Origin of the sequence: Amycolatopsis deserti (genome assembly GCF_014653945.1) — a bacterium.
Lineage (GTDB): Bacteria > Actinomycetota > Actinomycetes > Mycobacteriales > Pseudonocardiaceae > Amycolatopsis_E > Amycolatopsis_E deserti.
Map to the genome: position 1 here is coordinate 25,147 of NZ_BNAU01000009.1, position 24,086 is coordinate 49,232.

Below are 24,086 nucleotides of genomic sequence, written 5' to 3' on the forward strand. Positions count from 1 at the left end.
ATCTCCCGCATGCTGACCATCAGCGCGTTCGCGCGGCGGGCCGGGCTCACGCCGAGCGCGCTGCGCTTCTACGACGACTGCGGTGTGCTCACCCCGGCCCGCGTGGACGAGGTCACCGGCTACCGCTACTACCGCGAGGACCAGGTCGAGCGGGCCGTCCGGCTGCGCGAACTGCGCGCCGCGGGCCTGCCGCTCGCGCAGGTCACGACGGTGCTCGACGGGCCGCCCGCGCAGGCGCGTGCGGTGCTGGAGGCGCACCGGCGGCGGCTGCGGGAGGACTTCCGGGCCGCGTCCGAGGCGGTCGGCCGCCTGCTGCCGGGCCCCGCCCGGCTCGCCGGCCTCGACCTGGCGAGCGCGATCCGGCAGGTCGCGCCCGCCGCGGGCGCGCCGCTGGACTTCGTGCTGATCGAGGCCGACGGCGACGAGGTCCACGTCGTCGCCACCGACCGCTACCGGCTCGCGATGCGGGTCCTGCGTCCGGTGCACGGCGGCACCGGCCGGTTCGTGGTGCCCGCGCGGGAGCTGGCCGCGCTCGGTCCGTGGTTCGCGCGACAGGACGAGGTGACCCTCGACGACACGACGCTGCCGCTGGTGGACGAGACCTTCCCGGACTACCGCGCCGTGCTCGACGCGCTGCCGGTCCCGGAGCAACGGGTCGTCGTCGACCGCGTCGCGCTCCGGGACGCGCTGCCCGCCACCGGCCCGGCCGAGCTGGTCCTCGGACCGGACCGGCTGACCGTCGGCGGCACGACGGTGCCCGCCATCACCGGCGACGACCTGCGCATCGGCTTCGACCCGGCCGTGCTCGGCGCCGCGCTGGAAGCGGGCGTCGGGCCCGACGTGCTGCTGGAGTTCGCCGGGCCGCTGCGGGTCACCCGTGTCCGGTCGGCCGATCAGGGATCGTTCACGACACTGGTGATGCCGGTCGCGCTCGGACCAGCCGTGCCAGGCTCGCCGACCGCAGCACCGCGAGCGGACCGATGATCGCGAGCAGCAGCACGTAGCCCGCCACGAACGGCGCGACCCGCGAGTCCAGCCCGGCCGCCGCCGCGAGCGTGGCCAGGACCAGCGAGAACTCGCCGCGGGTGAGCACGGTGAGGCCGATGTTCAGCCCGGCCTGGCCGTCGAACGAGTGCAGCTTCGCCGCGATCGCGCCCGCGGCGAGGTTCAGCACGAGCGTCAGCGCCACGGCGATCAGCACCGGCACCACGACCGTGCCGACCGCGGCGGGGTCGATGCTGAGCCCGAAGATGAAGAAGAACAACGCGCCGAACGCGTCTCGCAGCGGCAGCACCAGCTTGTGGATGCGGGGCGCGACCTTCGAACCGCCGAGCATCATGCCGACCATGAACGCGCCGATCGCGTCGGAGACCCCCAGTTCCTCGGCGACCGCGGCGCCCAGCACGGCGACGCCGACGAAGCACACGGTCAGCAGCTCGTCGTCGGCCGAGCCGAACAGCTTCGACACCAGCCGGCCGCCCCAGCGGGCCAGCGCGGCCAGCGCCAGCAGGAAGCCGAGGGCCTTGCCGAAGTCGGCGAGCGCGGGCCAGAACGAGTCGGCGCCGGACAGCACCGGCTGCAGCAGCGCCAGGTACAGCGCGAGGAACAGGTCCTCGATCACGATGATGCCCATGATCAGGCGCGATTCCGGGGTGCGCGTGCGGCCGGTTTCGACGAGAAGCTTGGTCACGATCGCCGACGACGAGATCCCGATCGCCCCCGCGATCACCAGCGCTTCGCTGGAGCCCCAGCCGAGCAGGAACCCGAACGCGAGCCCGCCGCCGATGTTGAGCGCGAGGTAGACCAGGCCGGACACGGCGAGTTTGCGGCCGCCCTTGGCGAGGTCGTCGAGGGAGAACTCCAGGCCGAGGTAGAACAGCAGGAACACCAGGCCGAGCCCGGCGAGCACGCTCAGCTCGCCGGGGTCGTGCACCAGCGACAGGCCGGGGGTGTTGGGGCCGAAGATGAAGCCGGCCAGCATGAACAGGGGGATCGTGGGCAGCCCGATGCGGGCGCCGGCTCTGGCCAGCACGCCGGCGGCGAGGAAGGCGCCGCCGACGGCGAGCAGGGCGTGTCCGGTGTGCATGTCGTGAAGTCCCTCCAGGGCAGGGCGAGCGCACCGCGGTGGGACGCGGTGTGCGGAAACGGTCCGGGGCGTTACCTGGAGGGCGGCGCGCGGGCGCCGAGAGCGGTGCCCGGATGGTGGGTGAGCGGCGCGACGGCCAGCGCTGGCGGGTCTTCCGCGTGCGCGTCCGGTGGTCGCGTGACGGCGATCGGCGGAAGGTCCGCGACCGGCAGCGGAGCGGCGGTGACGTGCGGCAACGGCTCGGCCGCGAGGGCGGCGATGCCGTCCGGCACGGGCGGGTGCGGGTGGTTCTCCGGCGTCGTCGGCGTGACGAGGCTGAGCAGCAACAGCGCCAGGACGAGCAGGGCGCGGACGGACCGGTGCCGGGAGCTCGCACCCAGCTTCCGCCGCACAACACTCCTCTCGACCTCGGTCCGGTATGTCCAGAATACCAGACAGTAGAGTCCACAGTGGACTGATCACGTCCGGGTGGTCCGTGCCACAACGGGGAATGCGAGCGCGATGTCCGGTGTTCGGTGTTGCCGGGTGGATCCGGTCGAGTGGAGGCGGTTTGAGCACGACAGCGGTCACGGCACCGGCGAAGGTCAGACGGTCCCCCGGAACTCTGCGTTACGTGCTCATCCTCGGCGGGCTGTCGGCGTTCGCGCCGCTGTCGATCGACATGTACCTGCCCGCGCTCCCCCGGATGGCCGACGACCTGCACAGCTCGGCGCCGACGCTGCAGTTGACGCTGACCGCGTTCATCATCGGGCTGGCGCTGGGGCAGCTGATCGCCGGGCCGCTGTCGGACTCGCTCGGCCGCCGCCGTCCGCTGCTGGCCGGCCTGGCGCTCTACGCCGTCGCGTCGGTCCTGTGCGCGGTGAGCCCGACCGCCGAACTGCTGGTCGCGGGACGGGCGGTGCAGGCCCTGGGCGCGGCCGCCGGGATGGTGATCGCGCGGGCGTGCGTGCGGGACCTGTTCGCCGGCACCGCGATGACGAAGTTCTTCTCGATGTTGATGCTGGTCAGCGGCCTGGCGCCGATCCTGGCGCCGGTGATCGGCGGGCAGGTGCTGCGGCTGACGTCGTGGCGCGGGGTGTTCGTGGTGCTGGCCGTGTTCGGCGCGCTGCTGCTGGTGGCCGCGGCGCTGGCGATGCCGGAGACGCTGCCGGCGCAGCGCCGCCGGCCGGCCCGGATCGGCTCGACGCTGCGCGGGTACGCCGGACTGCTGCGGGACCGGTCGTTCGTCGGGTACGCGCTGTCGGCCGGGCTGATGTTCGCCGGGTTGTTCGCCTACATCTCCGCGTCGTCGTTCGTGCTGCAGGAGCTGTACGGGCTGAGCCCGCAGGAGTACAGCCTGGTGTTCGGCGCGAACGGGCTGGGGATCGTGATCGCCGGGCAGGTCAACGGGCGGATCGTGGGCCGGGTGGCCGAACGGACGCTGCTGACGGTCGGCCTGTGCGCCTCGGCGGCCGGCGGGATCGGGGTGCTGGTGGCGGCGGTGGCCGGGCTGCCGCTGCCGGTCCTGCTGGTGCCGCTGCTGGTGATGGTGTCGAGCATCGGGCTGGTCATGCCGAATGCGTCGTCGCTGGCGCTGGCCGAGCACCCGCACAACGCCGGGGCGGCGTCCGCGCTGCTCGGGGTGATGCAGTTCGTGGTCGGCGGGCTGGCCACGCCGCTGGTGAGCCTCGGCGACGAGGCGAGCGCGGTGCCGATGGGCGCCGTGATGGCCTCGTTCGCGGTGGTGGCGCTGCTGGTGTTCGGGACGCTGACCCGGCGGCGGGGCTGAGGTGCCCTACGTCTCGTCCCGCACGCCGAACTGGGCGGCGCGTCCCGCGTTGTTCCTCCTCGGCGTGCTTTTCGTCCCGCTCGGTGGGAGCCTCGTGCTCGACGGGCACGGCTTCGGGTTCGTGTTCGCGGCGATGGGTCTGCTGTTCCTGGTGACGTGGTGGTTCCTGCAGCCCGGGCAGCCCACCGCGCGGGCGCGGCGCCGGCAGCGGTGGGCGTGCTCGCTGAGCCTGGTGACCGCGGCGCTGGTGGTCACCGCGGTCGTGCTGTTCCTCGGCGCCGGCGCGCACCGGCCCACCTTCGCCGAACTGGCGCCCTCGATCGGCGCCGGCGTCCTCGCCGTCGCCGCGCTGGTCGCGCGCGTCGTGGTCGGTGTCAGCGGGCGACGGTCTTGACGATCCCGCCGTTGTCCGGGAAGTCCACTCCGCCACCGCACTCGAGCTTCGTGCCGTTCTTGAAGTAGACGGTGATGTCGCCCTTGCACTCGAACGCCTTGAAGCCCGTCCACGTGCGGGTGCCGGGCTGCAGGCACAGGGCGTCCTTGCCGAAGCGGCGGATGTAGCCCGAGTAGCCCTGGCCGCAGGTGGTGATGATGTCCGAGCCGGTCACGGGCGCCGGCGTGGCCGACGCCGGCACGGGCAGGGCGGCCGCGGTCGCGGCGACGGCCGCGATCAGGAGGGTGCGCATGTCGTGGCCTTTCAGTAGCAGCGGGCGGAGGAGATGGCGTACGTGTAGTTGTTCGACAGGTTCGAGGTCACGTCGAACGCGATCTCGTAGCCGATCGGCGGCTCGCCGAACACGTCGGTCCGCACCGTGTGCTCCTTGCCGGGCGCGATGACGCCCTTCCAGAGCTGCTTCTCGCGCGTCACGTCGCGGATCACCAGCGCCAGGCCGCGGTAGTCGTGGTTGTGGACCTTGATGTGGATGACCTGGTCGGCCGCCACGCCGGCGGTGGTGGTCCGGCCGCCCATGAGCGAGCCGCCGGCGCACACCTTCTCCGCGGCCGACGCCTGCGGCGCCACGAGCAGCGGGAGCGCCGCCGCGAGGGGCAGCGCGACGGCCAGGGTCCTGATCGATTTCCGCATCCGGGATCTCCTTCGTCGGGTGTCCTGGCGCCGACGCTAGAGAGGTCTGGACCACCGGCGGAAGACTCGCGGCGGCCACAACCCGTGCGGTGGTCAAATCCGGACGTCCACGCAGGTCAGGGCTTTGACCACCGGGGCGGGTGGCCGAATCAGCCGACCACCCGGACGTAGCAGTAGGCCGCGCGGGTGCCCGGCAGGAGCAGCCGGCCCGCGCTGTCGGCCATCTTGAAGTACACCTGGCAGTACCCGGGCTCGTCCGGCGCGCGCACCTCCACCGAGACGCGCACGGACTGGCCAGGCGGGGTCTCCGGGATGGGCACGACGGCAGGCGTCTGGCAGCCGTCGCCGGGGCCGAAGCCGCCCTCGCGGCGCAGCGAGCGGTCCACCCATGGCACGGTGCCGGTGTTGCGGAACTCCCACGTCTTGACGAACCGCGCGCCGGTCGGCACCACGGTGCCGTCGGGCACGGTGACATCCCCGGTGAACTCGGACGCGTCGCCGGGGACCAGCGGCGGGAGGGTGGCCGCCTGCGTCGTGACGGGTTCCGGCGTGCGCAGCACCGCGACCCCGGCGACGACGCCGATCGCCAGCACGACGGTCGCCGCGGCGGCGAGGACCACCAGGCGGCCCCGGCGGCGCCGGACGGTGGACGGTTTCGCCGCGCCGACGCGGACGCGTTCCCAGTCGGCGCGCCAGCGGGCCCGGACCTCGTCCTCGTGCTCGCCGAGCACGCCGACGGCCAGGACGCGCACGAACTCCCAGGTGGTGTCCCAGGACGGCAGCCGCTGCCCGCGCGCGGCGGCCGAGAGGGCGGACTTCGAGGCGAGCGCCCCCAGCTCGGTGCGCATGCGGTCGTAGGAGGGATCGCCCGCCGACCGCTTGAGGGCCCACAACCGGTGCGCGAACGCGGCCACCGGACCGGCCGCCGGATCCGGACAGCTGGCGACCCGGCCGCGCCTGGCGCCTTCGTTGATCACGAGGATCGAGGGTATTGGCGCATTGCTCCGATCGGGTGGATGTGCGGGTCAGGTTCAGCCGAGCAGGTGTCTCTCCCGCAGGTGCGCCAGTAGCTCGTCGCGGGGTGGGCCGGGTGGGGTCGGCGGGCCGAGTGCGGCCAGGATCTCCGCGATGCGGTCGTGCAGGGCGCGGTCCTCGTCGAACACCGCGACCCGGTCCAGCAGTCCGATCCGCCGGATGGTCCGGCGCAGCACCAAGTCGTCGTGCGAGGCCGCGGCCAGCGCGCCGGCGAAGGAGAACAGCGGGTAGTCCCCGTCGGGACGGGCGAGGTTCACCGGTTCACCACGCCAGCGCGCGGACCGGCCCGCGTCGATGCCGCACGCGAGCGCGTGCCGCTCGCGGGCCTCGGGGCCGGCCTTCGCGCGGAAGCACGCCCCGAGGTCGTCGGGCGCCTCCGCCGCGGCATCGGCCAGGGCCCGCGAGTGGGCGAGCGCGAACGACAACCCGTAGGCGAAGGCCGGGTCGGTGTGGCAGAAGGCGTCCCCGACCGCGAGGAGCGCCGTCGAGCGGGTGTGGTCGACGTTGCGCAGGCCACCCATCGGCATGACGCCGGTGATCGGCTCGGCGAAGTCCGGCGCGGTCATCACGTCCAGCGGCGTGATCCGCGCGCAGGCCGCCTGCCAAGCCGGCTCGGACCGGAGCGCGCGCAGTTCCCGGTCCTCGCTCGGGGTCAGGATGATCACCGCGAACGTGCGGTTGTCGCCGCGGAAGGTGTTGAACCCGAGGTAGCCCAGGTCGCCGCGCGGGTTGAGCACCGGCGCGTCCAGGTATTCGGCGCCGGGCCGCAGGCGGAAGTAGCGGCAGTAGTAGACGGCGCCGCAGTCGGTCGGCTCCCCCGCGGCCTTCGGCCAGGCCGGCGGCCGCCGGTAACGGCCGAGCGCGTCCACCACGACGTCGCCGGGCACCGGCTGCCCGTCGGCCACCACCGAGCCGTCCTCGGAAAGCCCGTCGACGTGCACCCCGCCCCGCAGGTCGACGCCCGGTTCGGCGGCCACCGCGCGGCGCAGCGCCCACTCGATGAGCGGGCGGCGCGCCCAGAGGTAGAGCAGGTCTTCGTCGCCCGGTTCGCGGGGGCCGTGCAGCTTTTCGGTGAGGTCCTGGTCGGTCGCGCCGGCCTGCGCGAGCGAGGCGAGGACGTCCGGGGCCCACTCGGCCAGCAGCTTCCGGCCGCGGGGCAGGAACGTGTGGGGCTGGAAGTAGTGCGGGATGCCGCGGCGCTCCAGCGCGAACGCGCTCTCCGGAGGCCCGGCGGGATCGGGCGCGTCGCGCTCCAGCAGAACCGCGTCGTGCCCGGCCCTGGCCACCGCCAGCGCCGACGCGAGACCGGCCACACCGCCGCCCGCCACGACGAACCGCATCGCCCGACGCTAATTCCCGGCGACGCCCGGAACAACGCGTTCTTCACCCGGGCGCGGGGTCGAGGTCGCTGCCTTCGCGGCGGGGCCAGACGCCACGGCGCTGGTCCCGCGCGCCGACCGCAGGGGCCGCTGGGCGCACGACCACGTACATTGCCCGCCTGCGGCGCGGGGAAGCCTCACGGCCGCAGGCGGGACCTTGGCGCAGGAGCGGAGAGCGGCACGGGCCCGCTCTGCGCTCACGCGAGCGCGGCCAGATCTCCCTCGCGAAGTTGGTCCGCCGTCACCTTCGTTTCGCCGTCGACCAGGGCCTTCAGCGCGTCGCCGTCGTCCCACATGTTCACGTTCATCGCGGCCGTCACGTGGCCCTCGCGCAGCCAGAACGCGGTGAACTCGCGCTTGCCCAGGTCGCCGCGGACCACCAACTCGTCGCGCGAGGGGTCGGCCAAGCCGCGGTACTCGCAGCCGAGGTCGTACTGGTCGGTGAAGAAGTACGGCGTGCGCGTGTACTGCTCCTGCCCGCCGGCCAGGTTCGCCGCCACGTGGGCGCCCTGGTTCTTCGCGTTCGCCCAGTGCTCGACGCGCACGCGGCGTCCGTAGCGCGGGTGCCACTGCGCCGCGATGTCCCCCGCCGCGTACACCCCCGGCGCCGCCGTGCGCAGGGACGCGTCCACGGCCACCCCGCCCTCGTCAGCCAGTTCCAGCCCGGCCGCGTGCGCCAGGTCGACCCGCGGCGCCGCACCGACGGCGACCAGCACCACGTCCGCGGGCAGCTCGCTGCCGTCGGCCAGCCGCACGCCCGCGACCCCGCTCGGACCACCGGTGACCCGCTCGATCCCGCTGCCCAGCCGCCACCGCACGCCGTGCTCGGTGTGCAGGTCGGCGAACACCTTGCTGATCTCCGGCCCGAGCGCCCACAGCGGCCCGGGCAGCACGTCGACCATCGTGACCTCGGCGCCGTGGTGCCGCGCGGCCGCCGCGGCCTCCGTCCCGATCCAGCCCGTGCCGATCACCACCACCCGCGGCGAACCGGTGAACGCCGAACGCAGGGCGAGCGCGTCGTCGAGGGTGCGCAGCGTGTAGACGCCGGGCAGGTCCACCCCGGGCACCGGCAGCGTCCGCGGCTGCGACCCGGTCGCCAGCAGCAGCCGGTCGTAGGAGTGCCGCCCGCCACGCGCGTCCAGCACCACCCGCGCCCCCAGTTCCACCCGCGTCGCGCTGGTGCCGGAGCGCAGGTCGATGCGGTTCTGCGCGTAGAAGTCGGCGTCCCGCACCCAGTCCGGCTCGTCGCCCTCGCCCAGCAGGATCCGCTTCGACAACGGCGGCAACTCGTAGGGCCGGTGCGCCTCCGCGCCGAGGACCACCACGTCCCCGTCGTAGCCGTTCTCGCGCAAGGCCGCCGCTGCCGACGCCCCGGCGAGACCAGCGCCGACGATCAAGATCCGCTTCGGCTCGGACATGGGCCGCTCCTCATCCGTGTGATCCGTGCCACCCGACGCTACTGCGGACATTTTTTCCGCGCCACCGCGTCACGCCGGCCCCGCTGGAGCGTCCCCTTGTCACCCGCAACACCACCGAGGGAAGGCGACGGACGTGGCGGCTCGAGACGAATGGTCGATCAGCTGCCGGGACCTGGCCGGCAGGCGGCGTGACCTGACGGTGTTCGTGAGCAGCGGACGGGTGGTCCTGGTGGCGCCACCGGGCGAAGCCGCGGTGCTCGAACCGCTCGACGTCGGCCGGCTGCGCGCGGCACTGCGCGACGCCGTCGTCGTGGTCGGCGAACGGTCCCAGTAGTCACTCCAGATCCGCGACGGCCGCGGCGACGTCCACCGGCGGCACCGCCTGGGCCCGCTCGCACACCGTGAACGCGGCCGCGCAGTAGTCGTCGACGCGCTCGACCAGACCACCCCGGTCGGCGCCGATCTGCTGCAGCGTCACCCGCAGGTCCGTGCTGAACATGACCGGGTCGAGCACGTGCCAGCGGTAGAACCCGACGTACTTCGGGATCGGGCCGCGGCCGGACACCTCCAGCGGCGCACCCGCGTACAGCCCGGCGTGCGGGCCCATCCCCCACGCCGAACCGACGTAGTCCTCCAGCCCGGTCCCGCAGATCGTGGGGAACTCGCGGTCCCCGTCGCGGTAGATCTTCACCTCGCCCTCGCCGTACCACTGGCCGCCGTCGATCGGCCGCACCCCGCCGACCCAGCCGAGGAACCGGCCCGGGCCGCGCAGCCCGTCGGTCACCACGAAATCCCGCTTCGACACCGTCGGGTTCTCGCGGCGGAAGCCCACGTGCAGCCGGCCGGCCCCGGACTCGCCGAGCGTGTAGTCGATCTGGAAGTACAGCACGATCGGGTCCGGGTTGCCGTTGACCAGGTCGATGTGGATGCGCTCGCCGAACGCCATCGGCAGGTAGCTGTTGAAGCCGCGGGCCTCCGGCATGCTGGTCAGCGCGCTGGCGTAGGCGACCGGGCGGCCGTGCGGCGAGCCGAAGAAGTCCAGGCAGGGCACCGAGACGCTGGGGTAGGACAGGCCGCCGTAGCGGACCTCGAGGTAGACGGCGCGCATGCGGGCCGGCCGGTCCGGCGGGAACGTCATCCAGATGTGCCGGATCGTGCCCGGCCCGGCGAGGTCGGCGAGGGTGACGCGCTCACCGCCCTCGATGACCCGGCTGGGGGCGCCCTTGCGGCCGCCGCCGGCCCGGCCGCCCGCGCCGCGCTCTCCGGTGGGGTTTTCGAACGTGACCGCCCGCGAGTCGAGCACGGGCGTGACGCGGGTCAGATCCGTGACGTCGAACACTCTGCCAAGGTAGGCATGGTCCGTACCGTTCGCCAGACTTGTAGGTTAGCCTAACCTCTATGGCCCAGACCGTGGATCTCGTCGCCGAGCCGACCACCAGCACCCGGCTGCACGGTGACGGCCTGACGTTGGGGTACGACGGGCGGGTCGTCGCCGAAGATCTCTCGGTCACCATCCCGGACCGGTCGTTCACCGTCATCGTCGGGCCGAACGCGTGCGGCAAGTCCACGCTGCTGCGGGCGCTGAGCCGGCTGCTGAAGCCGCGGCGGGGCATGGTCTACCTGGACGGCGAGGTCATCACGTCGCTGCCGGCCAAGCAGGTCGCGCGCAAGCTGGGGCTGCTGCCGCAGAGCTCGATCGCGCCGGACGGCATCACGGTCGCCGACCTGGTGTCCCGCGGCCGCTACCCGCACCAGCGGCTGCTGCGCCAGTGGTCGCGCGAGGACGCCGAGGTGGTCGAGCGCTCGATGGCCGCCACCGGCGTGTCCGAGCTGGCCGACCGCATGGTCGACGAGCTGTCCGGCGGGCAGCGGCAGCGCGTGTGGCTGGCGATGGCGCTGGCGCAGGAGACCGAGCTGCTCCTGCTCGACGAGCCGACCACGTTCCTGGACATCGCGCACCAGATGGACATCCTCGACCTGTGCGCGCAGCTGCACGCCGAGCAGGGCCGCACGCTGGTCGCGGTGCTGCACGACCTCAACCACGCGGCCCGCTACGCCACGCACCTGATCGCGATGCGCGGCGGCGAGGTCCTTGCGACCGGCACACCGGAGGAGGTCGTGACCGCCGAGCGCGTCGAGGAGATCTTCGACCTGCCGTGCTCGGTGATCCCGGACCCGGAAACCGGCACTCCGTTGGTCATCCCGAAGGCCCGCCGGTAGTTTCGGCCCTGTGAGCCAGGACGTGTGGAGCGCGGTCGACGACTACGTCGGCCGGACGCTCATCCCAGCCGACCCGGTGCTCGACGACGTGCGGGCCGCCACGGACGACGCCGGGCTGCCCCCGATCGCGGTGTCCCCGCCCCAGGGCAAACTGCTGCACCTGCTGGCGCGGATGCACGGCGCCCGCTCGATCCTGGAGATCGGCACACTCGGCGGCTACAGCACGATCTGGCTGGCGCGGGCGCTGCCGCCGGACGGCAGGCTGGTGACGCTGGAGGCGGACCGCAAGCACGCGCAGGTGGCGGAGAACAACCTCGACGCGGCCGGGTTCGGCGAGATCGTCGAGGTGAGGGTCGGCAAGGCGCTGGACACGCTGCCGTCGGTCGAGGGGCCGTTCGACCTGATCTTCATCGACGCGGACAAGCCGAACAACCCGGAGTACTTCCGGTGGGCGCTGCGGTTGTCGCGGCCGGGTTCGGTGATCATCGTGGACAACGTGGTGCGCAACGGCGCGATCGCCGACGCGGACACCACGGACCCGGCGATCGTCGCCACGCGGGAGATGCACGAGCTGATCGCCGCCGAGCCGCGGGTCGAGGCGACCGTGGTGCAGACGGTGGGCTCGAAGGGCTACGACGGGTTCACGCTCGCGCTGGTGACGGAGTGATCGACAAGGTCGCCTGGCTGCGGGTGGAGTCCGGCCGTGTGCTCGCGGCGCGCTCGCACGGCAAGTCGGTGTGGTACCTGCCGGGCGGCAAGCGCGAGCCGGGCGAAAGCGACGTGGCGACGCTGGTGCGGGAGGTCGCCGAGGAGCTGTCCGTGACGATCGACCCGGCGACCGTCCACCACTTCGGCACCTTCGAGGCCCCGGCCCACGGACGGGCCGGGGTGGTGCGGATGGCCTGCTACACCGCCGAGTACCACGGAACCCTCGCGGCCTCGGCGGAAGTGGCGGAGCTGGCGTGGCTGGGTGCCGCCGACCGCGACCGGCTCTCGGCGGCGGGCGCGCTCGTCTTCGACGAGATGCACCGCCGCGGCGAACTCACCGGGTAGCCGTCTCCCGCTGGTAGAACGGCAGCGGGACCACCTCGACCGGCTCGACGCGGCCGCGGATGTCCACCGCCAGCTTCGTGCCCGCCTCGCTCAGCGCGACCGGCACGTAGGCCATCGCCACCGGGTAGCCCAGCGTCGGCGACAGCGCGCCGCTCGTCACCTCGCCCACCGGCTCCTCGCCGGAGAGCACGCGGTACCCGTGCCGCGGCGCGCGCCGGCCGCCGCCGCGCAGGCCCACCAGCACCTCGGACGGCTCCTGCCGCCCCTCCAGCGCCGCCTTGCCGACGAAGTCCGGCTTGTCGAACTTGACCACGCGGCCCAGGTTCGCCTCGAACGGCGACCGCTGCCGGGACAACTCGTTGCCGTACAACGGCATGCCCGCCTCCAGGCGCAGCGTGTCGCGGCAGGCCAGCCCGGCGGGCACCAGCCCGTGCGGCTGGCCGGCGTCGGTCAGCAGGTGCCACACCGACGTCGCCTCCTCGGCCGGCACGTACAGCTCGAAGCCGTCCTCGCCGGTGTAGCCGGTGCGCGCCAGCAGCACCTCGTGGCCCTTCACGGTCGCCGGCACGCTCGCGTAGTACTTGAGGCTCGCGAGATCGGCGTCGGTGACCGCGCCGACCACGTCCACCGCCTTCGGGCCCTGCACGGCGATCAGCGCCACGTCGGCCGAGCGGTCGGTGACCCGCGCGTCGAAACCCGCGGCCCGCGAGGTCAGCTCCGCCGCCACCGTCGGCGCGTTGCCCGCGTTGGCGACCACGAGGAACTTCTCGTCCTCCAGCCGGTACACGACGAGGTCGTCGATCACACCGCCGTCGGCGTCGCAGATCATCGTGTAGCGGGCGCGGCCCGGCTTGACCGCGGACAGCTTGCCGACGAACGCGTAGTCGAGCGCGTCCGCGGCCTGCAGTCCGGTCACCTCGATCTCGCCCATGTGCGAGAGGTCGAACAACCCGGCCGCCTCGCGCACCGCGCGGTGCTCGGCCAGCTCGCTGCCGTAGCGCACCGGCATCTCCCAGCCGGCGAAGTCGGTGAACAGCGCGCCCAGTCCCTTGTGGACGGAATGCAGTGCGGTCCGCATGGTCAGCTCCCGTAGGCTTCGATGGACGGGCACGAGCAGACGAGGTTGCGGTCACCGTGGGCGCCGTCGATGCGCCGGACCGGGGACCAGTACTTGTTCTTCGGCGACACCCCGCCGGGGTACACCGCGGTCTTGCGGTCGTAGGGCAGGTCCCAGTCGCCGGTGAGCATCTCGGCGGTGTGCGGGGCGTTGCGCAGCGGGCTCTGCTCGATCGACCACCGGCCGTCGGCGACCTCCTCGATCTCCCGCCGGATGGCGATCATCGCGTCGCAGAACCGGTCCAGCTCGCCGACGTCCTCGCTCTCCGTCGGCTCGACCATCAGCGTCCCGGCGACCGGGAACGACATGGTCGGCGCGTGGAAGCCGTAGTCCACCAGGCGCTTGGCGACGTCGTCGACCGTCACGCCGGTGCGCTTGGTCAGCGCGCGCAGGTCGAGGATGCACTCGTGGGCGACCAGGCCGTTGCGCCCGGTGTAGAGCACCGGGTAGTGCGGGGACAGCCGCGCGGCGACGTAGTTCGCGGCGAGCACGGCGACCTTCGTGGCGCTGGTCAGCCCGGCGCCGCCCATCATGCGGATGTAGGCCCACGAGATGGGCAGGATCGACGCCGACCCGAACGGCGCCGCCGAGATCGGGCCGACCCCCGAGTCCGGGCCGGCGCCGTCGAGCAGCGGGTGGTTGGGCAGGTACGGCGCGAGGTGCGCGCGCACCGCGACGGGGCCGACGCCGGGGCCGCCACCGCCGTGCGGGATGCAGAACGTCTTGTGCAGGTTCAGGTGCGACACGTCGCCGCCGAACTCGCCCGGCTTGGCCAGACCCAGCAGCGCGTTGAGGTTCGCGCCGTCGACGTAGACCTGGCCGCCGGCCTCGTGCACGACGCGCGCGATCTCGCCGATGCCCTCCTCGTACACGCCGTGCGTGGACGGGTAGGTGACCATGATCGCGGACAGCGCGTCGCGGTGCTGCTCGGCCTTGGCCCGCAGGTCGTCCAGGTCGACGTCACCGTTGTCGTTGCAGGCGACCACGACCACGCGCATCCCGGCGAGCACCGCGGAGGCGGCGTTGGTGCCGTGCGCCGACGACGGGATCAGGCACACGTCGCGCTCGGGCTGGCCGTTGGCGCGGTGGTAGGCGCGGATGGCGAGCAGCCCGGCCAGCTCGCCCTGGCTGCCGGCGTTGGGCTGCAGGGACACCTCGTCGTAGCCGGTGACCTCGGCGAGCCAGCCGCACAGCTGGTCGATCAGCTCGCGGTAGCCGGCCGCGTCCTCGGCCGGGGCGAACGGGTGCAGGCCGGCGAACTCCGGCCAGCTGATCGGCTCCATCTCGGCGGTCGCGTTGAGCTTCATGGTGCACGAGCCGAGCGGGATCATGCCGCGGTCCAGCGCGTAGTCCTGATCGGACAGACGGCGCAGGTACCGCAGCATCGCGGTCTCGGAGCGGTGGCTGTGGAACACCTCGTGCGTCAGGAACTCGCTGGTGCGGGCCAGGCCGGTGGGCAGCGCGGTGACGCCGTCGACGATGCCCGGCTCGGCGCCGAAGGCCCGGAGCACGCGGTCCACGATGTCCGGGGTGGTGACCTCGTCGCAGGCGATCCGCACGTGGTCGTCGTCCACGCGGCCGAGGTTGATGCCCGACTCGCGCGCCGCGGCGACCACGGCGGCGGCCCGGCCCGGCACGCGCGTGAGCACGGTGTCGAAGAAGCCCTCGTGCACGACCTCCACGCCGGCCGAGCGCAGCGCTCCGGCGAGCCCGGCGGCCAGGCCGTGCACCCGCTGGGCGATCTCCTTGAGCCCCTCCGGCCCGTGGTAGACGGCGTACATCGCGGCCAGCACGGCGGGCAGCACCTGCGCGGTGCAGATGTTCGAGGTCGCCTTCTCGCGGCGGATGTGCTGCTCGCGGGTCTGCAGCGCGAGCCGGTACGCGGTGTTGCCGTCCGCGTCCACCGAGACGCCGACCAGGCGGCCGGGCAGCGACCGCTCCAGGCCCTTGCGCACGGACAGGTACCCGGCGTGCGGCCCGCCGTAGCCGAGCGGGACGCCGAAGCGCTGGGTGGTGCCGGCGGCGATGTCGGCGCCGAACTCGCCGGGCGCGGTGACCAGCGTCAGCGTCAGCAGGTCCGCGGCCACCGTGTAGAGCGCGCCGGCGTCCTTGGCGACCTTGCCGATCGCCTCGTAGAAGCCCCGGCCGCGCAGCACGCCGGACGCGCCCGGGTACTGCACGACGACGCCGAAGAAGTCCTCCGGCAGGCCGGTGCCCAGGTCGCGCACGTCGACCTCGATGCCGACCGCCTCGGCGCGGGTCCGCACCACCGCGATGGTCTGCGGCAGGCACTCGGCGTCCAGCACGACGCGCGACGACTTCGCCTTCGACGCGCGGCGCATGAGCAGGACGGCCTCGGCGACCGCGGTGGACTCGTCGAGCAGGGACGCGTTGGCGATGTCCAGGCCGGTCAGGTTCGACACCATCGTCTGGAAGTTGAGCAGCGCCTCCAGCCGCCCCTGCGAGATCTCCGGCTGGTACGGCGTGTACGCGGTGTACCAGGCCGGGTTCTCCAGCACGTTGCGGCGGATGACCGGCGGGGTGACGGTGTCGCTGAAGCCGAGGCCGATCATCTGGGTCATCGGGCGGTTCTTCGCCGCGAGCGCGCGCAGCTCGGCGGTCGCCTCCTGCTCGGAGGCCGGCGGCAGGCCCAGCGCGCCCGCGGTGCGGATGGACGCCGGGACGGCGGCCTCGACCAGCGCGTCCAGGCTGCCGAACCCGCACTCGGCGAGCATCTTGGCCTGTTCGTGCTCGGAAGGTCCGATGTGGCGATCGGCGAAGGACATCGGGAGCTCCTCATCTGCGGGTGGCGGGAACTCCCCCTCTGTCATCGGCACCTGAGAGTTTCACCGCGCTCGCGGCTTTCACCTTGGGTGAGACGCGATGGCGCGCCTGCTTTCCAGAGTGGCCTGGCGCGGAGCGGTAACTGGTACCTGAGAGATTGGCGGGGAAGTTGCTCCTTCGGCGCCCCAGCTGACCTGGGGACTCTCCCGCTCCGGCTCGTGACGGCCTGCTGTTCAGTTGTCCGGCTTCAGTCTACAGCGGGGTAACGTACGCGCCCGAGATACCGCCGTCCACCAGGAACTGCGACGCCGTGATGAACGACGCATCGTCGCTGGCCAGGAAAGCCACGGCAGCGGCGATCTCCTCCGGCTCGGCGAAGCGGCCCAGCGGCACGTGCACCAGGCGGCGCGCGGCCCGCTCCGGGTCCTTGGCGAACAGCTCACGCAGCAGCGGGGTGTTCACCGGACCGGGGCACAGGGCGTTGACCCGGATGCCCTCGCGGGCGAACTGCACGCCCAGCTCGCGGGTCATCGCCAGCACCCCGCCCTTGGACGCGGTGTAGGAGATCTGCGAGGTCGCCGCGCCCATCACCGCCACGAAGGACGCGGTGTTGACGATCGAGCCCTTCCCCTGCCGCCGCATGTGCGGGATGGCGTGCTTGCAGCACAGGTACACCGAGGTCAGGTTGACCTGCTGGACCTTCTGCCAGGCGTCCAGGCCGGTGGTGAGGATCGAGTCGTCCTCCGGCGGCGAGATGCCGGCGTTGTTGAACGCGACGTCGAGCGAGCCGAAGCGGTCCACCGCGGTCTGGAAGAGGGCCTCGACCTGCTCCTCGCTGGTGACGTCGGTGGCGACGAACTCGCCGCCGACCTCGTCCGCGGCGGCCTTGCCCGCGTCGGCGTCGATGTCGGCGATCACCACCTTCGCGCCCTCGCTCGCCAGGCGGCGGGCGGTCGCCAGGCCGATCCCGCTGCCGCCGCCGGTGATCACGACGACCCGGCCGTCGAACCGCTGCATCCCTGTTCCTCCGTGCTCCTCGTGCGGGCCGGTCAGCGGCATGCCGCCACCAGCGCCGCGAACAACCGGACTTCCTGCGTGTCCTGCTCCGGGTGCCACTGCACGCCGACCACGAAGTCCGCGCCCGGCAGCTCCACCGCCTCGATGGTGCCGTCCGCGGCCCAGCCGACGGCGCGCAGGCCGTCGCCGAGCTCCTCGACGGCCTGGTGGTGGTAGCACTGGCACTTGGTCTGCGCGCCGAGGATCCCGGCGACGCGGCTGCCGTCGGCGAGCGTGACGTGCGTCGGGCCGTAGACGCCCGGTGACGGCTGGTGCTCGCTGTGCCCGACGCGGTCCGGCAGGTGCTGGGTCAGGCTGCCGCCGAGCGCGACGTTGAGGACCTGCATGCCGCGGCACACACCGAGCACGGGCATCCCCCGGTCGAGGGCGGCGCGCACGAGGGCGAACTCGAAGGCGTCCCGCTCGGGGCGCGTGACGGTCTTGTCCTGGGGCTGTTGTCCATAGCGGTGGGGTTCGACGTCCGCTCCCCCGGTCAGGATGAGAGCGTCCACAGCGGACAGCACGTCGGTGTCCCCTGCGGGGAGCAGGACGGGTATGCCGCCCACATTGCGCACGGAGTCCACATAGGAGCTTGGCAGCAGTGCGGCATCGGTGTGCCAGACGCCCCAGCTCGCCTTCTCGGTGTAGGTGGTGAGACCCATGACCGGTTTAGAGGCGTTCGAACCCACGCTGGCGCTCCCAGTCGGTGACGGCGGCGTCGAAGGCGGCGAGCTCGACCCGGGCAGCGTTGAGGTAGTGCTCGACGACGTCCTCGCCGAACGCCTCGCGGGCGACCTTGCTGTCGGACAGCAGTTCCGCCGCCTCCCGCAGCGTGGCCGGGACCCTCGGCTTGTCCGAGTGGTAGGCGTTGCCGATGAACTCGTCCTCCAGCGGCAGCTCGTTCTCGATGCCGTGCAGGCCGGCGGCGATGAGCGCGGCGACCGCGAGGTAGGGGTTGACGTCGCCGCCCGGCACCCGGTTCTCCACCCGCAGCGACGGCCCGTGACCGACAACGCGCAGCGCGCAGGTGCGGTTGTCGGTGCCCCAGGCGACGGCGGTCGGCGCGAAGCTGCCGGGCACGAAACGCTTGTAGGAGTTGATGTTCGGGGCGAGGAAGCAGGTCAGCTCGCGCAGGCAGGCCAGCTGTCCGGCGATGAAGTGCCGCATCAGCGTCGGGTCTTGCGCGAACACCGGCGTGCCGTCCGTGCCGCGCAGGCTGAGGTGGATGTGGCAGGAGTTGCCCTCGCGCTCGTTGTACTTCGCCATGAAGGTGAGGCTGCGGTTCTCCTGCGCGGCGATCTCCTTCGCGCCGGTCTTGTAGATGCTGTGGTTGTCGCAGGTGCGCAGGGCCTCGTCGAAGCGGAACGCGATCTCGTGCTGGCCGGGGTTGCACTCGCCCTTGGCGGATTCGACGTACATGCCGGCGCCGGCCATGTCGTTGCGGATGCGGCGCAGCAACGGTTCCAGCCGCGCCGTGCCGAGCATCGAATAGTCCACATTGTACTGGTTGGCCGGCTGGAGGTCGCGGTAGCCGCGGCGCCAGGCCTGTTCGTAGGTGTCGTCGAAGACGATGAACTCCAGCTCGGTGCCGACGTAGGCGGCGAGGTTCCGCTGCGCGAGCCGGTCGAGCTGGCCGCGCAGGACCTGCCGTGGCGAGGCGGTGACCTCGCCGCCCTCGACGCGCTCGACGTCGCACAGGACCAGGGCGGTCCCGTCGTGCCAGGGCACGCGGCGCAGCGTGGACAGGTCGGGGCGCAGCACGAAGTCGCCGTAACCGCTTTCCCAGGAGGAGATCGCGTAGCCGTCGACGGTGTTCATGTCCACGTCGACGGCGAGCAGGTAGTTGCAGGCCTCGGTGGCGTGGGTGACGACCTCGTTGAGGAAGTACTCGGCCGAGCAGCGTTTGCCCTGGAGACGGCCCTGCATGTCGGTCATCGCGACGAGGACGGTGTCCACGGTGCCCTCCTCGACCAGTTCCCGGAGCTGGTCGAGGGTGAGCATGCCCTTGTTCATGGGTCAAACCTTTGAGGGCGGGCGGTGCGCTGTCAAGCGAGCGCGCGGAGAAGCCGCACGTACGGGCTCCAGCGGGCGGGCCGGGCGACGGTGCCGGTGAGCTCACGCTCGGCGCGGTCCAGGAGATCTTCCAGCGCCGCGTCGTGTGCCGGACGCCAGAACAGCGGGTAGGTGAGCAGCGCCCACCGGCGCAGCCGGACCACCACGACGTGCCGCAGCTCGCTCGTGCCATCCGGACCGGGCAGAGCGGTGAACTCGTGGTAGCCGTCGAAGCCGCGCGGGCGCAGGAAACGGCAGCGGAGCAGCCGGCCCGGCACGTAGGACTCGACGCGGTAGCGAACCGGGCCGTGACCACCGGTCGCGCCCACTTCCAGTTCGAGCCGCATGGGCGGCCACTTCCGCGGCCACAACCGGTCGCCGGGCCCGCCGAGGGAGTCGATCAGTTTCCCGGTCGCGGTCTCGCCGACGGCGAAGCGGCGGGTGTGGAGGTTGACCACCATGAATTGGAGAGTACTCTCTAAAAAATGGGGAGGCCACCTCGTCATTCCGCCGACGACCTGTTGGACGCGGCCGTCCGGCTGTTCGCTTCGGGTGGGCCGGAGGCCGTGACCATGTCGGCCGTGGCGCGGGAGGCAGGGGCGCCCAGCGGGTCGGTGTACCACCGGTTCTCCGGGCGGCCGGCGTTGCTCGCCGCGCTGTGGCTGCGGACGGTGCGGCGGTTCCACGGCGACTACCGCTCGGTGCTGGGGTCGGAGCCGTCGGTGCGGGCCGTGGTCGAGGCGACCGCCTCGGTGGTGCGCTGGTGCCGGGAGCATCCGGGTGAGGCGCAGGTGCTGTACGCGGGCAAGCGGGCACTGGGGTTCGGCACCTGGTCCGCGGAGGACCGGACAGCGGCCGGCCGGACGGACGCCGACCTCGACCACATCCTGCGGGCCGCGCTGCGGCCGCTGCGTCCGGCCACCGGTTTGGGCACCGACGAGCTGCTGCTGGTGTTGATCGACCTGCCGTACGCGACTGTGCGGCGTTACCTGGCGCAGGGGCGGCCACCCCCCGTTTTGGCCGAGGCCCTGGTGGCGCGGGCTGCCCGCACTTTGTTGACCGGCGAAGGGAAGAGCGATGGCTGACGTGATCGACGTGTGGATGCAGCAGCCGAACCAGCGGTTCATGGACCAGCCGTGGCTGGAGACGCTGCTGCGGTGGACGGACATGTCCCGCCGGGCGCCGCGGCTGGCGGCGACGCTCGACGCGATGGACGAGGCCGGGGTGCGGGTCGGGCTGTTGTCGGCGTGGCACGGGCCGGGCGGCGCGCTGATCACGAACGACGAGGTGGCCGAGGTGGTGTCGGCGCACCCCGACCGGTTCGCCGGGGTGGCCTCGGTGGATCTGACGGACCCGGTGCGGGCGGTGCGGGAGATCCGGCGGTGCGTGCGGAACGGGTTCGTCGGGGTGCGGGTGGTGCCGTGGCTGTGGAACCTGCCGCCGAACGACCGGCGCTACTACCCGGTTTACGTCGCGTGCGTGGAGGAGGACGTGCCGTTCTGCACGCAGATCGGGCACACCGGGCCGCTGTGCCCGTCCGAGCCGGGGCGGCCGATCCCCTACCTGGACGAGGTGCTGCTCGACTTCCCGGAGCTGGTCGTGGTGGGCGGGCACGTGGGCTACCCGTGGATGGCGGAGGTCCTGTCCCTGGCGACGAAGTACCCGAACTTCTACGTGGACACGTCGGCCTACGCGGTGCACCGGTTACCCGGGGAGCTGGTGGAGTACATGCGGGGACGCGGCCGGACGCGGGTGCTGTTCGGCAGCAACTACCCGATGCTGACGCCGGCCCAGGCGCTGAAGCGACTGCCCGACCTGGAGCTGGGAGCCACCCCGGAGGAGCTGTTCCTGGGCGGCAACGCCCGGCGGGTGTTCGCGCTGCCGAATTAGCGCGTTGGGCGGGTCAGCCGCGCTGGGGAGACTCCAGCCGCGCCGACCCGGCAGCCGCGCCGGCAACCTCCGTTGGCGCCCACCAGGGTGCGTGCCCCTGCCGCCCGCGACCGGGGGTCCCGATCCCGCACGGCCCGCACAGTCCTCATCCACCGGCTTCCGCCAGACTCCACCGCCGCCACTGCTTCCGACCCGGCAAGCGGTCACCGAACCTCGCGAGCAGCCGCGCGGCCCGCACAATTCTCACCCACCGGGCGTCCCGCCAGACCGCAGTTCGCCCGCAGGTCCGGCTTATGCCGCCGCGACCTCCACCCCGGCGAGCAACTGCCGGATCTCGCGGACAGCCGCACGACCCGCGCGGTTCGCGCCGATCGTGCTCGCGGATGGGCCGTAGCCGACCAGGTGGAGGCGCGGCTCGGCGGCTACGCGGGTGCCCTCCATGCGGATGCCGCCGCCGGGTTCGCGCAGGTGCAGCGGCGCCAGGTGGTCCAGGGCGGCGCGGAAGCCGGTCGCCCAGAGGATCACGTCCACGCGCTGTTCGCTGCCGTCCGGCCACACCACGCCCGTCGGCGTGATGTGGTCGAACATCGGCTTGCGGTCGAGGATTCCGCGGGCCTCGGCGTCACGCACCTGGGGCGTCCGCATCAGGCCGGTCACGCTGACCACGCTCGCCGGCGGCAGGCCCGCCCGGACCCGGCGCTCGACCTTCGCCACGGCTTCGCGGCCCAGTTCGGGGCCGAATTCGACGTCCTTGAACACCGGCGGGCGGCGGGTCACCCACGTGGTGCCGCCGGCGAAGTCCGCGATCTCGATCAGCAGCTGCACGGCCGACGTCCCACCGCCGACGACCAGGACGTGCTGCCCGCGGAACTCCTCGGCGCTGCGGTAGTCGGCGGTGTGCAGCTGGCGGCCGGTGAACGTCTCCTGGCCGGGGTAGTGCGGCCAGAACGGGCGGGTCCAGGTGCCGGTCGCGTTGATCACGGCGCGGGCGGCCCAGCTGTCGCCGGCGCTCTCGACGAGGAGCCGCTCACCTTCGTCCCGCACGGCTCGCACCTCGACCGGGCGACGGACCGGCAGGTCGAAGGTGCGCTCGTAGCGGTCGAAGTACTCCGCGACGACCTCCGAGGCCATCCGGTGCTCGTCCTGCTCGGCGAAGGCCATGCCGGGCAGGTCGTGGAACTTGTGGACCTTGTCCAACCGCAGCGACGGCCACCGGTGCCGCCACGCACCGCCCGGCCCGGGATTCTGGTCGAGGACGACGAACTCCAGACCAGCCCGCCGGAGGAAGTAGGCGGCCGACAGCCCAGCCTGCCCCGCCCCGATCACCACGACGTCGGTTTCGCTGCGCACACCCGGTACAACCGCCCAGGCGGCGCGCCACTTCCCCACCGTGGCGCGCAGCACGTCGCGGCAACCGGGGCAAAGCGCCCAGGCGACGCGGGACGGGCTGCGAGGCCCGTGACGCGCGGAGGCGCGATGCGCGGCGCGCGCGAGACCCGCGAGGCGCGGCGCGCGGGCGCGCGGCGCGCGCGAGACCCGCGAGGCGCGGAGGCTCGATGCGCGGCGCGCGAGACCCGCGGGGCGCGGGGCGCGAGGCGCGAGGCGCGCGGGGCGCGCGGGGCGCGAGGCGCCCGGTGCGGAGGGGCGAGGCCCCTGGCGCGAAGGTGCGGGGCGCGCGGGACAGCTCGCGCGCGGGGCCCCGAGCCCCGCGAGGCGCGGACCGCGGGGGGCGCGGGACCGCGGGGCGCGCAGGCGGAGGGGCGCGAGGCGGAGGGACCCCAACGCGGAGGGCGGGGCGGAGGGCAGGGCCGCAAGGCCCCTGGGGCGAAGGGGCGGGCACGTGGCGGGGGCGCGCGTTGCGCGATCGCGAGGCGCGGGCGCGCGGGGATCGCGGGGCGCGGGGCCCGCGAGGCGCGGACCGCGGGGCGCGCAGGCGGAGGCGCACGGGGCGGCGGGCCCCCAATGTGGAGGGCGAGGCGCGCGGGGCGGAGGGCGAGGCCGAAAGGCACCTGGGGGCGAAGGGCGGGGGGCCGCGCATGGCGCGACGACCCGCGAGGCGCGGGGCGCCCGGGACCGCGGAGCGCGGGGCGCGCGGTTGCGTCTTGTGTCCGGGGCGCGGAACGAGCCGCGCTGCGTCGGGGGGCGCGTCGAGCAGGGGGGTGGTGCCTGCTCGACGCGCGAAGGGTCAGCGGCGGCGGATCAGGCGCACGATCGCCACGATGCCGAGCACCGCGGCGACTCCGGCCAGCACCGGGGCCAGGCGCTTGGTCACGGAGCTGCCGGCGTACTCGAAGAGGTCGATGGCCTCGGCTTCCTGCGGCTGGGGCTTGACCGTCTCGAGCTTGGGCTTGTCCGGGGCCGGCTCGGTGGTCACCCCGGACTCGGCCGGCTTCTCCTCCGCCGCCGGGGTCGCGGGGGCCTCCGGCGTGCCGAGGCGGTCGGCCAGGTTAGCGGCGAACTGGTCCAGGATCTTGCCCCCGACCTCGGAGATCATGCCGCGGCCGAACTGCGCCGGGCGGCCGGTGACGTTCAGGTCCGTCGCCACGGTGCCCTTGGTGCCGCCGTTTTCCTCGGCCAGCGTCACCGTGACGGTCGCCGCCGCGGTGCCGGCTCCGCGGGAGTCCTTGCCGGAGGCCTTGATCACGATCTTGCGGGCCTGCTCGTCGGTCTCCAGGAACTCGCCGGAGCCCTTGTACAGCAGGGAGATCGGCCCCAGCTTCACCTTGACCGTGCCGGTGAACGTGTCGCCCTCGACCTTGGTCAGGGTCGCGCCCGGCATGCAGGGGGCAACGCGTTCCGGGTCGGTGACCGCCTTCCACACCTCGGCGGGCGGGGCCGGAACGGTGAATTCATGGTCGAGCCGCACGGGCCGACCTCCCTTCTCCAGAAAGCTGCAAGTCCCTCGGAGCCACCTTAGTGCCGGAACCGGCTTGCGGGTGACTTCGAGGGACCCGGATCGGTGGTTGTGCGCGCGGTGAGTGGCTGCGCGGGCACTGGGTGGCTGTGCGCGGGGGGATGGCTTTCGGGGTGGCTGCTCACCGCGGTTGGGCGCCGAGACGACGCGGCCCGCTCGATCCTCGGCGGCGAGGCGGCAGAGCGGCGGGGCGGCGTGCCCGGCGCAGCTGGGCGGTGGGTGCCCACGGG

The 24,086-nt window shown here is 73.1% G+C and carries 25 protein-coding genes and 1 riboswitch; of the genes, 9 read left to right on the forward strand and 16 right to left on the reverse strand.

All coding sequences use genetic code 11. The features are described 5' to 3' along the window. Positions 1-9 precede the first annotated feature (9 nt). A complete protein-coding gene (locus IE290_RS31010) occupies positions 10-984 on the forward strand; it encodes a MerR family transcriptional regulator (protein ID WP_191248285.1) in 975 nt (324 codons plus the stop codon). Here the strand turns inward: IE290_RS31010 and IE290_RS31015 are convergent. Next, positions 905-2,086, reverse strand: coding sequence for a cation:proton antiporter (locus IE290_RS31015; RefSeq protein WP_191248286.1), 1,182 nt, complete (start codon positions 2,084-2,086; stop codon positions 905-907). The two genes, IE290_RS31010 and IE290_RS31015, sit on opposite strands and share 80 nt — an antisense overlap. A gap of 71 nt (positions 2,087-2,157) precedes the next feature. Beyond that, a complete protein-coding gene (locus IE290_RS31020) occupies positions 2,158-2,478 on the reverse strand; it encodes a hypothetical protein (protein ID WP_191248287.1) in 321 nt (106 codons plus the stop codon). 158 nt (positions 2,479-2,636) lie between these two features. Here IE290_RS31020 and IE290_RS31025 point away from each other — a divergent pair, with 158 nt between their 5' ends. Both IE290_RS31025 and IE290_RS31030 read left to right on the forward strand, forming a co-directional pair. Continuing rightward, positions 2,637-3,854, forward strand: a complete 1,218-nt coding sequence (locus IE290_RS31025) for a Bcr/CflA family multidrug efflux MFS transporter (RefSeq protein ID WP_191248288.1) — start codon at positions 2,637-2,639, stop codon at positions 3,852-3,854. A 1-nt stretch (position 3,855) separates the two neighbouring features. Continuing rightward, on the forward strand, positions 3,856-4,248 hold the full coding sequence (locus IE290_RS31030; protein ID WP_191248289.1) for a hypothetical protein: 393 nt from the start codon (positions 3,856-3,858) through the stop codon (positions 4,246-4,248). Here the strand turns inward: IE290_RS31030 and IE290_RS31035 are convergent. The 5 genes from IE290_RS31035 to IE290_RS31055 form a co-directional block, all read right to left on the reverse strand. Beyond that, positions 4,229-4,540, reverse strand: coding sequence for a hypothetical protein (locus IE290_RS31035; RefSeq protein ID WP_191248290.1), 312 nt, complete (start codon positions 4,538-4,540; stop codon positions 4,229-4,231). The genes IE290_RS31030 and IE290_RS31035 overlap by 20 nt on opposite strands. An 11-nt stretch (positions 4,541-4,551) precedes the next feature. Then, complete coding sequence (locus IE290_RS31040) at positions 4,552-4,938, reverse strand: hypothetical protein (RefSeq protein WP_191248291.1); 387 nt, start codon at positions 4,936-4,938, stop codon at positions 4,552-4,554. A 149-nt stretch (positions 4,939-5,087) separates the two neighbouring features. Beyond that, entirely contained in the window at positions 5,088-5,915 is an 828-nt protein-coding gene (locus IE290_RS31045) for an NBR1-Ig-like domain-containing protein (RefSeq protein ID WP_229874831.1), read from the reverse strand. A 54-nt stretch (positions 5,916-5,969) separates the two neighbouring features. Beyond that, positions 5,970-7,313: an FAD-dependent oxidoreductase gene (locus tag IE290_RS31050; RefSeq protein ID WP_191248292.1), complete on the reverse strand. Its 1,344-nt coding sequence runs from the start codon at positions 7,311-7,313 to the stop codon at positions 5,970-5,972. A 236-nt stretch (positions 7,314-7,549) separates the two neighbouring features. Further along, positions 7,550-8,770: an NAD(P)/FAD-dependent oxidoreductase gene (locus tag IE290_RS31055; protein ID WP_191248293.1), complete on the reverse strand. Its 1,221-nt coding sequence runs from the start codon at positions 8,768-8,770 to the stop codon at positions 7,550-7,552. A 133-nt stretch (positions 8,771-8,903) separates the two neighbouring features. Here IE290_RS31055 and IE290_RS31060 point away from each other — a divergent pair, with 133 nt between their 5' ends. Then, positions 8,904-9,104: a hypothetical protein gene (locus tag IE290_RS31060; protein ID WP_017984299.1), complete on the forward strand. Its 201-nt coding sequence runs from the start codon at positions 8,904-8,906 to the stop codon at positions 9,102-9,104. Here IE290_RS31060 and IE290_RS31065 read toward each other — a convergent pair whose 3' ends face one another. Beyond that, positions 9,105-10,109 carry a glycoside hydrolase family 172 protein gene (locus tag IE290_RS31065; protein ID WP_191248294.1) on the reverse strand — a complete coding sequence of 335 codons (1,005 nt, stop codon included), beginning with the start codon at positions 10,107-10,109 and terminating at the stop codon, positions 9,105-9,107. 59 nt (positions 10,110-10,168) lie between these two features. Between IE290_RS31065 and IE290_RS31070 the strand changes: the two genes are divergently transcribed. Genes IE290_RS31070 through IE290_RS31080 form a run of 3 tightly spaced genes read left to right on the forward strand, consistent with a single transcriptional unit; the run spans position 10,169 to position 12,043 of the window. Beyond that, a complete protein-coding gene (locus tag IE290_RS31070; RefSeq protein ID WP_191248295.1) occupies positions 10,169-10,990 on the forward strand; it encodes an ABC transporter ATP-binding protein in 822 nt (273 codons plus the stop codon). 10 nt (positions 10,991-11,000) lie between these two features. Next, entirely contained in the window at positions 11,001-11,657 is a 657-nt protein-coding gene (locus IE290_RS31075) for an O-methyltransferase (RefSeq protein WP_191248296.1), read from the forward strand. Then, a complete protein-coding gene (locus tag IE290_RS31080; protein WP_191248297.1) occupies positions 11,654-12,043 on the forward strand; it encodes an NUDIX hydrolase in 390 nt (129 codons plus the stop codon). The genes IE290_RS31075 and IE290_RS31080 overlap by 4 nt, the downstream gene beginning before the upstream one ends. Here IE290_RS31080 and gcvT read toward each other — a convergent pair. From gcvT to IE290_RS31110, 6 genes are all read right to left on the reverse strand, one after another. Then, positions 12,033-13,121: a glycine cleavage system aminomethyltransferase GcvT gene (gcvT, locus tag IE290_RS31085; RefSeq protein ID WP_373300569.1), complete on the reverse strand. Its 1,089-nt coding sequence runs from the start codon at positions 13,119-13,121 to the stop codon at positions 12,033-12,035. The two genes, IE290_RS31080 and gcvT, sit on opposite strands and share 11 nt — an antisense overlap. 2 nt (positions 13,122-13,123) lie before the next feature. Further along, a complete protein-coding gene (gene gcvP / locus IE290_RS31090) occupies positions 13,124-15,946 on the reverse strand; it encodes an aminomethyl-transferring glycine dehydrogenase (protein ID WP_191248298.1) in 2,823 nt (940 codons plus the stop codon). Positions 15,947-16,070: 124 nt separating this feature from the next. Beyond that, positions 16,071-16,163, reverse strand: a riboswitch (glycine riboswitch). Between the two features lie 33 nt (positions 16,164-16,196). After that, a complete protein-coding gene (locus tag IE290_RS31095; protein ID WP_191248299.1) occupies positions 16,197-16,961 on the reverse strand; it encodes a 3-oxoacyl-ACP reductase in 765 nt (254 codons plus the stop codon). A 32-nt stretch (positions 16,962-16,993) separates the two neighbouring features. Then, a complete protein-coding gene (locus IE290_RS31100; RefSeq protein WP_373300571.1) occupies positions 16,994-17,662 on the reverse strand; it encodes a gamma-glutamyl-gamma-aminobutyrate hydrolase family protein in 669 nt (222 codons plus the stop codon). Positions 17,663-17,669: 7 nt separating this feature from the next. Next, on the reverse strand, positions 17,670-19,001 hold the full coding sequence (locus tag IE290_RS31105) for a glutamine synthetase family protein (protein ID WP_191248524.1): 1,332 nt from the start codon (positions 18,999-19,001) through the stop codon (positions 17,670-17,672). A 44-nt stretch (positions 19,002-19,045) separates the two neighbouring features. Beyond that, positions 19,046-19,513, reverse strand: a complete 468-nt coding sequence (locus tag IE290_RS31110) for an SRPBCC family protein (RefSeq protein WP_191248301.1) — start codon at positions 19,511-19,513, stop codon at positions 19,046-19,048. A gap of 24 nt (positions 19,514-19,537) precedes the next feature. On the opposite strand from IE290_RS31110, the gene IE290_RS31115 reads away from it, so the two are divergent. Then, positions 19,538-20,137, forward strand: a complete 600-nt coding sequence (locus tag IE290_RS31115; protein WP_191248302.1) for a TetR/AcrR family transcriptional regulator — start codon at positions 19,538-19,540, stop codon at positions 20,135-20,137. Then, on the forward strand, positions 20,130-20,942 hold the full coding sequence (locus IE290_RS31120; protein ID WP_191248303.1) for an amidohydrolase family protein: 813 nt from the start codon (positions 20,130-20,132) through the stop codon (positions 20,940-20,942). The genes IE290_RS31115 and IE290_RS31120 overlap by 8 nt, the downstream gene beginning before the upstream one ends. A 291-nt stretch (positions 20,943-21,233) precedes the next feature. Here IE290_RS31120 and IE290_RS31125 read toward each other — a convergent pair whose 3' ends face one another. Continuing rightward, positions 21,234-22,292, reverse strand: coding sequence for an FAD-dependent oxidoreductase (locus IE290_RS31125; protein ID WP_191248304.1), 1,059 nt, complete (start codon positions 22,290-22,292; stop codon positions 21,234-21,236). Positions 22,293-23,127: 835 nt separating this feature from the next. Beyond that, entirely contained in the window at positions 23,128-23,808 is a 681-nt protein-coding gene (locus tag IE290_RS31130) for an SRPBCC family protein (RefSeq protein ID WP_191248305.1), read from the reverse strand. Positions 23,809-24,086 lie beyond the last annotated feature (278 nt).